General features: G+C 71.9%; 8 protein-coding genes. 3 read left to right on the plus strand and 5 right to left on the minus strand.

Going from position 1 to position 14,134, the window contains the following annotated elements; all coding sequences use genetic code 11:
- Positions 1-14 precede the first annotated feature (14 nt).
- Positions 15-539, plus strand: coding sequence for a hypothetical protein (locus tag ACFWY5_RS34425; RefSeq protein ID WP_379636884.1), 525 nt, complete (start codon positions 15-17; stop codon positions 537-539).
- A gap of 155 nt (positions 540-694) precedes the next feature.
- Positions 695-1,057 carry a hypothetical protein gene (locus tag ACFWY5_RS34430; RefSeq protein ID WP_379627939.1) on the plus strand — a complete coding sequence of 121 codons (363 nt, stop codon included), beginning with the start codon at positions 695-697 and terminating at the stop codon, positions 1,055-1,057.
- 54 nt (positions 1,058-1,111) lie between these two features.
- Here the strand turns inward: ACFWY5_RS34430 and ACFWY5_RS34435 are convergent, their stop codons facing one another.
- The 3 genes from ACFWY5_RS34435 to ACFWY5_RS34445 form a co-directional block, all read right to left on the minus strand.
- Positions 1,112-1,645, minus strand: coding sequence for a DUF1062 domain-containing protein (locus ACFWY5_RS34435; RefSeq protein WP_379636886.1), 534 nt, complete (start codon positions 1,643-1,645; stop codon positions 1,112-1,114).
- A gap of 191 nt (positions 1,646-1,836) precedes the next feature.
- Positions 1,837-2,913, minus strand: a complete 1,077-nt coding sequence (locus ACFWY5_RS34440) for an ABC transporter substrate-binding protein (protein WP_379636888.1) — start codon at positions 2,911-2,913, stop codon at positions 1,837-1,839.
- A 52-nt stretch (positions 2,914-2,965) separates the two neighbouring features.
- Positions 2,966-7,099 (minus strand): amino acid adenylation domain-containing protein, encoded by a 4,134-nt coding sequence (locus ACFWY5_RS34445; protein WP_379636890.1) that lies wholly within the window; start codon positions 7,097-7,099, stop codon positions 2,966-2,968.
- Positions 7,100-7,246: 147 nt separating this feature from the next.
- Here ACFWY5_RS34445 and ACFWY5_RS34450 point away from each other — a divergent pair, with 147 nt between their 5' ends.
- A complete protein-coding gene (locus ACFWY5_RS34450; protein WP_379636892.1) occupies positions 7,247-8,803 on the plus strand; it encodes a condensation domain-containing protein in 1,557 nt (518 codons plus the stop codon).
- On the opposite strand, the gene ACFWY5_RS34455 is transcribed toward ACFWY5_RS34450, so the two are convergent.
- Both ACFWY5_RS34455 and ACFWY5_RS34460 read right to left on the minus strand, forming a co-directional pair.
- Positions 8,779-10,227 (minus strand): hypothetical protein, encoded by a 1,449-nt coding sequence (locus ACFWY5_RS34455; protein ID WP_379636894.1) that lies wholly within the window; start codon positions 10,225-10,227, stop codon positions 8,779-8,781. The two genes, ACFWY5_RS34450 and ACFWY5_RS34455, sit on opposite strands and share 25 nt — an antisense overlap.
- Before the next feature lie 49 nt (positions 10,228-10,276).
- Positions 10,277-14,125 (minus strand): alpha-L-arabinofuranosidase C-terminal domain-containing protein, encoded by a 3,849-nt coding sequence (locus ACFWY5_RS34460; protein ID WP_379636896.1) that lies wholly within the window; start codon positions 14,123-14,125, stop codon positions 10,277-10,279.
- Positions 14,126-14,134 lie beyond the last annotated feature (9 nt).

The following is a 14,134-nucleotide window of genomic DNA, read 5'->3' on the forward strand; positions in this document are numbered from 1 at the left end:
ACCACACTGAGGAGATGCGTTCCCTCCTCGCGCTGCTGGCGCTGATCGTGCTGTCCGGCTGCGGCTCCAGCGCGACGCTGAGCCAGGCCGTCATCGACCAGGCCGCCCGGCAGGGTGTGGCGCCCGAGCTGATGTACGTGGTGGAGCTGCCCGGGTTCGAGCTGGCCGAGCAGTCGGTGGGCGCGGTCGGCGACGACGGGTTCGGCGCCGTCTACACCTCCACGGACGGCAGGCAGGTGGAGTTGCGGGTCGACCGGCCACCGTACAGGTGTGTGGGGACCTGCGAGCGCGACGGCGACGGCTGGTACACCGAGCACGAGGGCAATCAGGAGTACGTCGCGGTTCGCGCCGGCTACTACGTGCGGCTGGTCTGCCAGGCCGGGCAGGTGGACCGGGCCGTGCTGAAGCGGGCGGCCGAGGGAGCCAGGCCGGCCGTCGGCGACGGAACGCCCTCACCGCCGCCAGGCCCCGTCGAACGCGGTGACCTGCCGCGCAACGGCGACGGCGCGCCGATCCAGCGGACCGGCCCCGGCGGCTGAGCCTGCCGACGAGCCCGCCACCGCCCGATCAGCCGGGGCAGGGCGGGCCAGCGAGGTTGATTGGAATTGATTGTCTTTTCCGCGCGCCCTGAAGCCAATCAACACCCGGGTGGTAGACCGAGATCGACTCGCACTCCGTCGAACAGAGGAGATCCATGAAACGGATGATGAGCCTGGCCGTCATCGGCGCCGTGGCCGCCACCCTGTCCGCAACCGGTCCCGCGCAGGCCGAACCAGTCCTCCAGTCAAGCGCCACCGCCTCGTGCCCCAGCGGCGCGGTGTGCCTCCAGGAACCGGACGGTTCCATAGCGCGCCGGAACATCTGGTACTCGTACGGCGCACACAATCTGGTGAACGTGTACGGCACCAAGATCCTCATCAACAGCCAGACCGGCGGAGCCGGCTTCCAGATATGCAAGGGCTACAACGGCGCCGATTGTTACCCCGTACAGCGCGCCACGGGCGCCTACGCCCCGTACGACTTCACGCCCATCAACTCGATCGTGCTGGTGAGATAGCCGCGCGCCCGTGCGGTCCGCCCTCCTCACGGAGGGCGGGCCGCACGGTGCCGGTCAGTCTGCCGGTAGGACGATGAACGAGAAGTCTTTATTTATCCGTCGGACGAGGGATATTTCGGATTTTATGCGGTGCGCGGTCTCCCCCCGGCTGATGCCCAGCCCCTGGGCGATCAGCCTGCCGGGCCGGACGGGAACCGGATCGGCGAAGGACACCTCCACCTTCACCGGCCAGCATGGATCCGGCGGCTCCGGCGGCGTGATGAGACGCCAGGCGTCCGTCCAGTCCAGGGTGAAGCGGTTGCGCCGGGCGAGGAGCGGGTCGAGCAACCAGCGCGCGACCAGCCCGGAATCGTTGTTCTCGTAGGCCTGGAGGTCCGCGACCGAACGGGCCGGAGTCCGCTCGTGCACGGTGAGCTTGCCGGTCCGGTCGCAGGCGACGCAGCGGACCAGCAGCCAGACGTCGAGAAGCTTGCCGTTGGCGTTGACGCGGAACCGGCCCTCGCCCGTGGTGGCGGACGCGGCCCCGCAGCCGACGCAGCGCAGCGTCAGCAGGGGCAGGCGCGTGCGCCGGACGGTCCAGGGCAGCACGACATGATCGATATGAGGTTGTGAAGACATGATCTCTCTGAAGACCTGACGGGCACGCCGAAGCAGCCGGCGGCTGCGCGGCGTCGGGAAGCGGGGTCAGGTCTAAAGAGCGGGCGGGGTCAAGCCGATGTCCTCACGTCGATGGCGTGACCGCACCCTAATGCCGCGGACGCGGCCCGATCAACGAGTTTTCAGCCCGTGCGGAGGATCCGGAAGCGGCCGGGCCGCGCGGGATCCCGGTCGGCGACCTGGATGGGCGGCCAGGCCCACTGCCAGACGCCGATGCCCGGCGTGCGGGAGAACCGGATCGGGCCGCGGGTGCCCTCGACCGCCACATGCGGCCAGGATTTGGCGATGCCCGGCCGGTCCACGCCCTGGGAACGCAGCACCTCGGCCAGGACCGTGACCGTGTCGTAGCCCTCGAAGGCGACGAAGGACGGCGTCGCGGCCAGCCGTTCGCGAAGGGCGGTCTCGACCCGTGCTCCCAGGGGGCTGAGGCGCTCGGGCAGGTAGCGCAGGAACGGGATCGCGGCGCCGTCGTCACCCAGCAGGCTCGCCCATTCGGCGAACTCCGGCTGCCCGGCCGGAGCGCCGATCAGGATCTCGGACAGTCGCGGGTCGCTGCGGACGGCCCTGACGATCGGCACCGCCGGGTCCGGATGGCCGACCAGGAGCAGGAGGGCGCTCGCGCCGTTGCCGGCGAGTTCGTCGCACACGTCCGCAGGGGTGAGCGTGCTCATGTCGAGGTCGACGACGGTGAGGTGGTCCCGGAGGATGGCGGCCCCCGAGGCCCAGTAGACACTCGGCTGGGCGGCCACGGCGATCCGGCTGTGGCCCGCGCCGAGCAGGAAGTCCGCGTAGATCCGCCAGCCGCGCGACTGCGCCGGCGCCAGGCGCGCGACCCAGTCCGTCTGCTGCTCGGTGAGCGCGTCGAGGACCGCCGACGAGCAGAGGTACGGCAGGCCGAGCGCGTCGGCCCTGGCGGCGACGGCACGGGCGACGACGCTGTGGTACTCCCCCGCCAAGGCGGCCACGCCGAGACCGGCCAGTTCGTCCACGGCCGCCGCGGCCTTCGCCGGATCGGCCGCGGTGTCTCTGACCACCAGTTCGAGCGGTCGTCCGCCGATGCCACCGGTGTCGTTGACCTCGCCGGCGGCCAGTTCGAGCCCGGCGAGCAGGTGGCGGCCCGCTTCGGCCCATCCCGGCCGGGTCAGCGGAGCGAGGGCTCCGATCCGGACGGACGACGCGTCGGCAGATGGCGTGTTCATGTGGTGCTGTCTCCTGTGTGACCCGGACCTTGGTACTTCTGAGCTCGCCTATTCAATGCTCATCAGGGCCGGTGACGTCAAGTTCCCCGGCGGCGATCAGGTGGGTGAGCAGGCCGTCCAGGAGGGCGGAGGCGGGCGGGCAGGTCAGGCCGGCCTCCGCCAGGACGCGTTCGGTGCGGGAGCAGTCGAAGCCGGGGCCCTTGGCCTGGCCGTACTCGGTGAAGGAGCGGGGGTAGGCGGCCACGGGGAGGGGTTCGCCGGCCGCCAGCCGCGCGCGTACCTCGGCCCGCCAGCCGGCGCCCGGGACCAGCCGCAGCGGGAGGCCGCGCTCCCGCAGGCCGGCGACGATGTGGGCGGAGCTGAGCGTGTGCGGGTTGTAGTAGTGGAAGTCGCCGGTGGCGCCGGTGCGGGCGAGGTGGATGATCGCGGCCGCCACGTGGTCCACGGGTGTCATGTCGAACCGCTCGCCGTCCGGGACGGTGCCCAGCGTGACGCAGGTGGCGAAGAACCTGCCCAGGAAGTCGCCGGGCGGGCAGGCGCCGGTGGCGGTGTCGCCGCTGATCCTGGCCGGTCGATGGATGCTCACCGGCAGCCCGGCCTCCCGGGCGGCGGCGGCGAGCCGGTCGGCGGCCCACTTGCTCTGGTCGTAGCCGGGGTGCAGCAGGTCAGGGTCGGGCAGCGGGTCGTCCTCGCGCACCACCCGCTCCCCCGGCGCCAGGTGCACGCCGAGCGTCGAGACCAGGTGCACGGGGATCGCGGCCGTGGCGGCCAGGCGGAGGATCTCCAGCGTGCCGCCGACGTTCGCGGGTCGCAGTCCCGTGTACGGCTTGGCGAAGTCCACCAGGCCGCCGCTGTGCACGATGAGGTCGAGGGTCGCGGCCAGGTGGCCGAGCCGCCCGGCGAGTCCTTCCGTCGCCAGGTCACCAGGTTCTGGCACGATCGTGCCGGCCAGCTCGGGTTTCCACAGCCGGTAGCGCTCCAGATTGGCCCGCAGGCGCGCCGCCGGATCGGACCCCCTGACCAGGCAGTGCACGGTGATCCCCGCCGCGGCCAGCCCGGCCAGCAAGTACGCCCCCAGGAACCCGGTGCCCCCGGTCAGCAGCACCCGCCGCGGCCCCGGAATCCGAACCGGGACCCGCGAAACCACCACGTCGCCCGGCAGCACCGCGTCGGCCCGCACGTCAGGCCCGCGCACCGCCCGCCCGTCCAGGCGGGCGGCCAGTTCGGCGAGGTCGGCGGCGGCGAAGAAGACGTCGAGCCCGACCGGCCGCCCGGTGCGCGCGGCGATCCGCCCGGCGGTCTTGGGCGTGAGCAGCGAGTGGCCGCCCAGGTCGAAGAAGTTGTCCCGGCGCCCCACGGGCACGCCGAGCGCCTCCTCCCACACCGCGGCGACGGCCCGCTCGGTGGGGGTGCGCGGGCTCTCGTACGGCACCGCCTCCACCTCGGGCAGCGGCAACGCCCGGTAGTCGATCTTCCCGTGCGGCGTCATGGGCACCGCGTCGAGCATGACCAGGTCGTGCGGCACCATGCCGGCCGGGAGCTTGCCCGCCAGGAAGGTACGCAGCTCGGCCCGGGTGATCCGGTCCCCGGTGAGGTAGGCGACCAGCCGCCCGCGCACCCCGGTGACCACGGCCTCCCGTACGCCTTCGTGAGCCAGGCAGGCCGCCTCGACCTCGGCCGGTTCGACGCGCACGCCGTTGATCTTGAGCTGCCGGTCGTCGCGTCCCAGGAACTCCAGGTTCCCGTCGGCCCGGCGGACGGCCCGGTCCCCGGTGCGGTAGACGCGCTCGCCGCGGAAGGTGACGAAGCGCTCTGCGGTCAGCTCGGGCCGCCCCAGATATCCCTCGGCCAGGCACGGCCCGCCCAGGTACAGCTCGCCGGGCGCCCCGATGGGCGCGAGCGCGCCGTGCCGGTCCAGGACGTACGCCCGCACGTGCGGCAGCGGCCTGCCGATCGGCAGGTGGGTACGCGGGCCGAGCTCCGACCCGTCGACCGTCCGGTAGACGGTCGCGCACACGGTCGCCTCGGTGGGGCCGTAGTGGTTGAAGAACGACAGGCGGCCGCCGGTGAGCCGGGCCCAGGTGCGCAGCCGGTCCACGGGCACGCTCTCGCCGCCGACCATGACGGTGGTCAGCGGCCCCGGGTCCACCGTGTCCAGGCCGGCCAGGTCGTCCACCCACTGCCGCCAGAGCGCGGTGGGCGTGTCCACCATCGTGATGCCGTGCCGGGCGCACAGCTCCAGCGCCTCCGGTCCGCTCAGCGCGAAGGGCGAGGGGTGCAGCACGATGGCGGCGCCGCTGAGCAGGGCCGGGTACAGGTCGCCGGCCGAGGCGTCGAAGCTGAGCGGCGGCACCATGAGCACTCGCTGGCCGGGGCCGAATCCGTGCAGGTCGATGAAGGCCCGCGCGAGCCGTACGACGGTGTCGTGCGCCACGACGACACCCTTCGGCGCGCCGGTGGAGCCCGAGGTGTAGATCACGTAGGCGGGCCCGCCGGACGGCTCGCCCTGGGGTGCGGGCAGGTCGCGCACCGACGTGCCGATCGCGACCGCGGCGCCGCAGTCGGCCATGAGCGCGGCCAGCCGGTCGGCGGGCTGGCCGGGGTCGAGGGGCACGTAGGTAGCGCCGGCTTTGAGGGTGCCGAGCAGCGCGACGATCGCCTCCGGGCTCGCCTTGAGGCACACGGCCACCCGCGCGCCGGGCCGTACGCCTCGCTCGCGCAGTTCCCCGGCCAGTTCGCCCGCGCGCGCGTCCAGCTCCGCGTAGGTGAGCACGTCGCCGGGCGTGATCACCGCGGGCGCCCGGGGTGTACGGCGGGCCTGCGCGGCGATCAGCTCCTCCAGCCGGGGCGTCGGCCCGGCCACGGGCGCGCCGGAGCCCAGCAGCACCGCCTGCTCCTGCGCCGGGAGCATGTCCAGCTCGCTCAGCCGGGCCTCCGGCCGGGCGGGCATCTCCCGCAGCAGCCGTTCCAGATGCGCGGCCAGGCGGGCGACGGACCCGGCGTCGAAGCGCTCCGTGCTGTAGGTGATCACCAGTTTGAGCGCGTCCGGGCCGGCGACCACGTCCAGGGCCAGGTCGAACGTGGCCCGCTCCGGCCCCGTCCCCACCATCTCGCCGACCAGCTCGCCCAGCCGCAGCGGCTGCTCGCCGACGAGCCCGAGCATGAGCATGGTCTGGAAGATCGGCGTCCGTGCGGGATCGCGGCCCACGCCGAGATCACCGACGACCTGCTCGAAGGGCACCGCGGCGTTGGAGAACCCGCGCAGCAGCCGCCCGCGCACCCGCTTGAGCAGCTCGCCGACGGTCGGGTCGCCGTCCAGCGTGGCGCGGACGGCCAGAGTGTTGATGAACAGGCCGAAGACGTTCTCGAACTCCTCGCGGTCCCGTCCGGCGACCGGCGTGCCGACGCAGAAGTCCTCCTGGCCGGTGTGGCGCATGAGCAGGGTCTGGTAGGCGGCCATCACCACCATGAACGGCGTGCACCGCCGGGCCCTGGCCAGTTCGGCGACGCCGTTCCAGACCTCGACCGGCATCGTGTGGACGAGCTTGGCGCCCGCGGTGCTCCTGACCGCCGCCCGCGGCCGGTCGGCCGCCAGTTCCAGCACGGGCGCCCCGTCGAGCTCGGCCCGCCAGAACGCGCGCTGCTCCTCGTGCTCCTGCCCCCGCCGCGTCGCGGCGTAGTCCCGGTACGGCGGAGCCTCCCGGGCCGGCGGCGCCTCGCGACCCGCGGCGAAGGCGGTGTAGAGCTCGTCGAGCTGCGGGAACATGACACGTTCCACCGACCAGGCGTCGCCGATGAGGTGGTGCATGGTCATGACCAGCACCTGGTCGGCGGGAGCCAGCCGCAGGAGCGAAGCCCGGAACAAGGGCCCCCGGGCGAGGTCGAAGGAGGCGTCGGCTCGGGCGGAGATCAGTCCGGCGAGCCCGGCCTCGTCCGTCTCGACGACCTCCAGGTCAACCGGTACGGCCAGCCGTACCTCCGCCATAGGGGTCTCGCCCACCTCCGGGAAGACGGTGCGCAGCGACTCGTGCCGGGCGGCGAGTTCGCCGAGGGCGCGGGTGAGGGCGGTGACGTCGAGCGGGCCCCTTAACCGGGCCGCGACCACCATCGTGTAGCTGGAGTCGCCGCCGGCCAGGCGGTCCAGGAACCACATCCGCTCTTGCGCGGGTGACAGGGTGGCGAACATCGTGGCCGATACTCCCTTTGCGGGTGCTGCGTTCTGACCCCGGACCTGACAAATTTTCTTATAGGAAAGTTTCCTATTTGTTTGTTAGCGTGATGCTACACAGCTCCAGTGGACGTGGACAATGGACGGGCTCCGTTGAATCTGATCGTGCACTTCGATGGCCTGCCGGACCGGCAGGGCGCGCTGACCATGGGCCAAGCGAACATGGCGCGCTGCGTGCTCCGGGATCCTCCCGAGCACATGAACTTCCTGATGATCAAGCGCGTGCCACGGCGGACCGGTCTCGACCGGATCGCCGAGGCCACCCTCGCGCTGCTGTCCCGGCACGAGGGCCTGCGCACGACCTTCACCGCCGGCACGCAGCACGTGCACGGCAAGGGCGCGCTGGAGGTCGTGGTCGTCCCCGACCACGGCGGTCCGCCGATGCGGGCCGCCGAGGAGACCGGCGCCCTCCTGCGCGCCCCGCGCTTCGACCTCGAAGGCGAGTTCCCGCTGCGCATGGCGGTGATCTGCACGGAGGCCGAGCCACGCCTGGCGGTCTTCGTGCTCCCGCACACCGCCGTGGACGCCATCAGCCTCGCCCACCTGCTGCGCGAATGGGAGACGCTCCTGCACGGCCGGCCGTTGCCCGGCCCCGAACCGACCCAGCCCATCGACCTGGCCGACAGTGAACGCACCCCGGCGGCGCTGCGCCGCGCCGAGGCGGCACTCGAACACTGGCGTACCGGCCTGGCCAGGTCGCCGCAGACGATGTTCCCGATCGCCTTCGACACCGAGCACGCCATGGTGGCGCGGCTGCGCGTCCGCTCGGCCGCCGTCATGGCCTGCCTGGAACGTGCCGCCGTCAGGACCGGGGCCAGCCCCTCGATGATCGTGATGGCCGCGCTCGGCACCCTCGTCGGCCACCGTACGGCCCAGCCGACCTGCCTGCTGGCCTCCCTGTCGAGCAACCGCGCCCATCCCAGGCTGCGTACGCACATCGGCCCGCTGGCCCAGGACGCCCTGGTCGTGACCGATCTGCGCGCCGCGACCTTCGACGAGCTGATCGCCCGCTTCCGGGTGGCCGCGCTCGCCGGGTACCAGCGCAGCCGCTTCGACTCCGAGGCGCTGTGGGAGGCGATCCACGCCATGGACGCCGAACGCGGCACCCGGTACGCCAGGGACTGCGTCTTCAACGACATGAGCGCCCAGGTGCCGCCCGGCGACGACGAGGACCCGGTCGACGAGCCCGAGCTGACCTGGCTGCCCGAGGCGGCGCTGCCGGCCAACCTCTCGCTCTGGATCAACCGGCTCGACACCGTGCTCGACCTGACCCTGTGGGTCAACCCCGCGGCGCTGTCCGGGGAGGAGGCCGAGGTGTTCGGGGCGGGGCTGGTCAGGCTGCTGACGGCGGCGGGCGATCGGGTGGTGGACGTCGCCGAGATCGGGGCGGTCACCGGGGTGGCGGCCATGCCGTACGGGCCGGAGTGGGTGCGTTCCGGCACCTCGTGGGTGCGACCGGAGGCCGTCCGGCTGCTGGTCGAGCGCGCGGTGCCCGGCGCTACGGCGAGCGTCACGCTCGACGGGGACGGCACGTTCACCTGCCACCTCGTCACCGGCACGGCCATCACCCCGGGCCAGGCGCACCGTGCCTGTCTGGACCTGCTGCCGAGCCACCCGGACGCCGTAGCCCCCCGCCGCTACGTCATCGAGCCCCGGGAGTGAGGGGCCGCAGGCGTGGGCAACGCCGCGATCGCCCCGGCGAGCACCGGCAGCCCGACGGCCAGAGCGGCGATCGCCCACCAGGGAGTCCCGAAGGACACCCGTAGCAGGATGTCGTACTCGTCGTTGGATGTGGTCATCGGCCAGGCCAGCAACCATCCGATGCCACACCCGGCGACGGCACCCGGCACCGCTCCGCAGAGCGCGCTCCATCCCGCGCGCCCCGCGGCGAGCCGCCGCAGCGGGGCGGCCGAGCCGCCGCCGGCTCTCAGCAGCGTCCGCCCGGACCGGGTTCCGGTGCCCGCCCGGCCACCCGCGACCAGCGCCCCGCCGAGCGCGACGACAACCGCCCCCGCGACGACGCCCATCCATGCGACCGGCGCCTGATACCCAAGCTCAAGATAGGTGTACGCGCCGTCGACCAAGCGCCCATGGATGCGCTCTAGTTCGGCGGCCGTCGTCCGGTGTCGGGAGGGGTCGACGATCAGCGACTCCGCCTCCGGGGCGAGCCCCAGGTCCCGGATGACCGTCGTCGGGATGAAGACCTCGTTAACCTGCCGATCGGGAGACTTGACCACGGTCGTGGGAAGGGCCTTGGTGCGAAACGCGGCATCGTCGTCATCGGTGGGCAGGGAGTAGAAGACGGTCACCGTGTCGACGTCCAGGTCGTGGGGCGTGACGACCACAGCCGTTCCCTCGTCGTAGGGCGTGGCCGCGTTCCCGGTGAGGTAGCGCAGGAGCGCCTGGTCGCCGATGAAACCGGGCGGAATCACACCCTCCACATCCGGCAGGTCCACACCTTCCACGTCGAGGCTGAAGTGCCCCTGATGGGTGGTGTGGTCTCTCCGCACGACGGAGTCCGCGGGCACTTCTCGCTGAAGGGCCGCCCGCATGACCGCCGCGTCCGCGTTCTGGAGGTTCACGAGGAGAGCGCCGTGCCGGGCCTGGGGCACGTACCAGGCCCGGCCCTGTGCCGACTGGGCGATCGCCACACTCGTCACCACGACCGCGCAGGCCGTCAGCACCATCGTGAGCGCGATCGGGGCGGCCGTCCGGTGCCTGCCGAGCGCCACGTCGCGGGCGGCCAGCCGGACCACCGGCGACAGCCGGGCGGTGCGCCGCCGCAGGACGTCCAGCAGCCACGGGATGAACGCTCCCAGGCCGGCGAGCACCAACGCCCCGCCCAAGATGGCCGCGACAACCCGCAGAAACGACCAGAAGCTGTCGTAGTACGTGTCGTCCGCGTGCGTCGACCAGGCGATGACGGCCACCGGCACGAGGCCGGCGACCGTCATGGCCGCCCCCCAGAGCAGGAAGCGTGACCTGAGATGTTCTCGCCGGGCCGCTTCCGAGGCGAGGAAGACCGACCCGCACAGCAGTCCCACGAAAACACCCGGTGCCGTCAAGAGGAGGATGCCTAAGATCACCAGCGAATGGTAGGCGCCCCCCGCGGGAAACCGCGAGGGGCGCCGGCGGCTAGGGCGTGAGGCGGACGGGCAAGGGGCTCGCGCCCAGCGCCGACACCTCCACCGCCGTGCGGACGTAGGTGCTGTAGCCGGACGCCGACACCGTCAGGTCGCGGACGCCCGCGGCGGCGGGCAGCCGGTAGTGGCCCGAGGCGTCGGTGACCACGCCGGGGCCGCCCGCGGTGACCGTCGCGCCGGCGATCGGGGTGCCGTCGGTCTTGGTCACCCTGCCGACGATCACCGGCGCCGCGACGGCGGGCGCCGCGATGTCGAACGTCAGCACGGTGAACGAGTGCGCCGGGAAGGTGTGGGCGTTCACGCTGGTCGTCGTGGTGGTCGTGGTCTGGATGGCGGTCGGCTGCTGCCAGGTGTTGCGGTCGAGGTAGCCGGGCGAGCCGACCGTCGAGACGGTGGCGGTCGAGCCGACCGTTCCCGCGCCCGCGAGGTTGATCGTCGCCGCCTGCGCGGCCGACGGATCGCGGTTGACGACCGACACGTAGAGCTTGGCGCCGTCCGCCGACCGGGTGGAGGTGACGTCGAGCATCGGCACGCCGTTGCGGGCGGGCAGGTTGCCCATGGCGGGGGCGTTGTACGTGGGACCGGTGACCGTGGTGGGCAGCAGCAGCGGCCCGTGGCGGTCGGCGATCAGCTTCTGCACCAGGTACGTCGGGGTGACGAAGCTGCCCCTGTTGCCCAGCCGGATGGCGCTGCCGTCCCAGAACTCCATGAGGGTCGAGGCCGCGTTCACCTCGTTGACGTCGCTTCTGCGCATGAACAGGTTGAGCAGCCCGGCCTCCTGCAGCGCGCCCTCCAGGCTTCTGGACCTGCGGTGCTCCTCGTTGAAGTACATGGCGTTGTGCTCGGTCACCGCGATCTTGATGTCGCGGCTGGTGCCGTTGAGGATCGTGTTGGTGACCGTCGCCATGCGGTCGCCGATCACCGCGGGCGCGCCGACGGAGGCGGCGTAGACGGCCGCGCTGTCGTAGGCCTGCGGCAGGGGCTGCGGGCTGTAGTAGTGGATCGACAGGTGGTCGAGCTTGGATCCCGCGTTGGCGATCATCGTGGTGTTCCAGCTCTGGTCGTTGTTGGTGCCGTCACCGCCCTCGCCGATGAAGGTGATCGTGGCGTCCTTGGCGGCCATCGCGTCGCGGAAGGTCACGTAGCTGGCGGCGAAGGCCGCCGCGCTGGTGTGACCGGGCGTCCAGGAGCCCCACACCTCGTTCCCGATCTCCCACGTCTTCACGTTGTACGGCGCGCGCCCCCGTTTGGCGCCCCAGGTGGTTCCGGCGGCGCCGTTGGTGTACTCGACCCAGTTGGCCGCCGTCGCCGCGCTCCCCTGGCCCCAGTTGACGTTGAGCACCACGGGGATGTTCAGCGCCTCGGCCAGGCCGAGCACCTCGTCGGTGCCGACGTCGTTGGTCATCCACCCGGCCTCCCACTGCCCGTAGTACATGGGCGGGCGCTGGTCGCGGGGGCCGATGCCGTCGCTGAAGGTGTAGCTGTCGGCGATGATCCCGCCGGGCCACCGGATCGAGCCCGGGTTGAGCGCGGCCACCCGGTCGACGAAGTCCTTGCGCCAGCCGCCGTGCACGACCTCGGCCGGGTCCTTGGGCATGACTCCGGCCATGTCGATCCAGAGGGTGCCGGTGCCGGCCGTACCGATGAAGAGCTTGGCGTAACGGTCGGTGGCCGACGGGGTGAGCGTGACCGTGTGCTTGGACCACGTACTTCCGACGCCGGTGACGTTGGCGGTGGCGTAGGGGGTGTAGCCCGGCGAGTCTCCGGTGTCGGGGCCGAGCGCGAGAGTGACGGGCGCGCTCAGCCCGGTCTGCTTGAGGTAGACGCTGACCTCGTGGGCGCGGCCGGCGGTGAGGGCGATGCCGCCCTGGCTGATCCCTCTGCGCCCGCTGGTGTGCTGGACGTCGACGCGCTGGGCGTAGCTGCCGTTGGCGGCGGTGCGCTCGCGCTCGTAGGTGGCCACGTCGGTGTGGCCGTCGGGACGCCAGGCGTTGTCGGTGCGCCACCAGGTCAGGTAGTCCCACTTCGTCACGCTGGTGCCGTAGCCGTAGAGGAAGGCGTGGTACTCGGTGTTCTGCAGGACGGCGGGTTTGGGGAGGCTGTGGACGAGACGGCCGTTGGCGAAGAAGGAGACCGTGTCGCCGACCTCGATGCGCAGAGTGACGGGCAGCGAGATGGCCGGGCCGGTCCACGGGGTGACGCCGTCGCCGAAGACGCGCAGGGTGCCCGCTTCGACCCCGAATTCCAGATATTTCGAGAAATCACCGCGGCCGGTGCCCGCGTACAGGTTGAGCAGGCCGTTCACTCCGGTGTAGGAGTCGAGCTTGGCCTCGACCGCGTAGTCCTGGACGTCGCTCTCCATGAGCGGCTGGGACATGAGGCCGTAGCGGCTTCCGGCCGCCCCGTTGATCGTCATCTGGCTGTTGGCCGCTCCCGCGCTGCCCCAGCCGCCTTCGAGCGTGGTCGGCGTCCAGGCTCCCGAGACGCCGCCGCCCTCGAAGTGGTTGTCCCAGCGGTCGAGCATGTGCACCTGGCTGACCTTGACCTCGTCCCAGACGGTGGTGGAGGCGCCGAAGCCGTACAGGAAGAGACGGAAGTCCGGGTGGGGGACGTCGGTGCGGGTGGCCAGCTCGTGCACGCGCACGCCGTTGACGAAGAACCTGAACAGTCTGCCGTTGGACCAGTACGGGCTGACCTGCACGCTCAGTGTCGCCGGCAGAGTCACCGCGCCGCCGGTCCAGTTGCCGGTGCCGTCGCTGGTGAAGACCCTGGCCACGCCGCCCTCGACGCCGAACTCCATGAAGCGCTCGAAGCCGCCGGCGCCGCCGTAGACGTTGATGAGGCCGTTCGTGCCCGTGACGCCGTCGAGCCTGGTCTCGATCGTCGTCCAGTCCACGGAGCTGTTGGCGATGGGGTCGGACAGCAGGCCGTAGCGGGACTGCGCGCCGCCGGTCACGGTGGCGCGGCCGCCGCTCACGCTCACGCTGCCGTTGTTCGTGCCCTCCAGGCGGGAGGGGGTCCAGCGGGGTGACAGGGCGCTTCCGGAGAAGGAGTCGTAGGTGCCGTCCGGGGTGAGGGCCAGGTAGTCGGCGGTGACCGTGCCGCTCCAGCCGTACAGGAAGGCCCGGTAGTCGCCGGGCAGGCCGGTGAAGCCCGTCAGGGTGTGCACCAGCGTGCCGTTGTGGAAGAAGCGCAACGTCCGCGCGGTGCCGTCGCGGCCGGAGACGTCGACGCGCAGGACCGACGGCGTGGTGGCCGCGCCGCCCGTCCAGGTGGGGCGGCCGTCGGCGTGGACCTTCAGCACGCCGCCCTCGATGGCGAACTCGGCGAAGTTCGTGAACGCGCCGGAGCCGCCGTAGACGCTGAGGATCGCGTTGGTGCCCGTCGCGGAGACGATCCTCGTCTCCACGCTGACCGTGGCGTACCGGCTGCCGGGGACCGGGTTGGACATGATGCCGAAGCGGCCGGGCTGGGCTGCGGTGACGGCCGCGGCGCCGCCGGAGACGGTGAACGTCCCGGCCGGCGCGCCGTCCAGGCTGGTGGGGGTCCACTTCGAGCGGTCGGCGGTGTCGAAGCCGTCATAGAGGGTACTGCGGGCGGGTTCGGTCTCCAGGGAGCGGTTGGCGACCTTCTCGGCCCAGGCGTTGTTCATGGAGTCGGAGGCCCACTCCATCATCTGGCCGGTGACCGACGGCTGGACCACGCCGATCGGCTTGCTCGCGTCGACGGAGATGACATTGGCGTTGACGTTGACAGTGGCAGTGGCGGCTTCGGCGGGGGCGCCGGTGAGGGCGATATTTCCGCATAAAAGGGCTAGGCAGGCAAGGACGTGCTTCACCATGCGTGGTAC

The sequence above is a fragment of the Nonomuraea sp. NPDC059007 genome, from assembly GCF_042740555.1.
Classification (GTDB): Bacteria; Actinomycetota; Actinomycetes; order Streptosporangiales; family Streptosporangiaceae; genus Nonomuraea.

What these genes read in the sequence shown, in the direction of transcription:
- ACFWY5_RS34425 (WP_379636884.1), top strand. Translation starts at nt 15, where the DNA reads ATGCGTTCCCTCCTCGCGCTGCTGGCGCTGATCGTGCTGTCCGGCTGC.
- ACFWY5_RS34430 (WP_379627939.1), top strand. Translation starts at nt 695, where the DNA reads ATGAAACGGATGATGAGCCTGGCCGTCATCGGCGCCGTGGCCGCCACC.
- ACFWY5_RS34440 (WP_379636888.1), bottom strand. Translation starts at nt 2,913, where the DNA reads ATGAACACGCCATCTGCCGACGCGTCGTCCGTCCGGATCGGAGCCCTC.
- ACFWY5_RS34445 (WP_379636890.1), bottom strand. Translation starts at nt 7,099, where the DNA reads ATGTTCGCCACCCTGTCACCCGCGCAAGAGCGGATGTGGTTCCTGGAC.
- ACFWY5_RS34460 (WP_379636896.1), bottom strand. Translation starts at nt 14,125, where the DNA reads ATGGTGAAGCACGTCCTTGCCTGCCTAGCCCTTTTATGCGGAAATATC.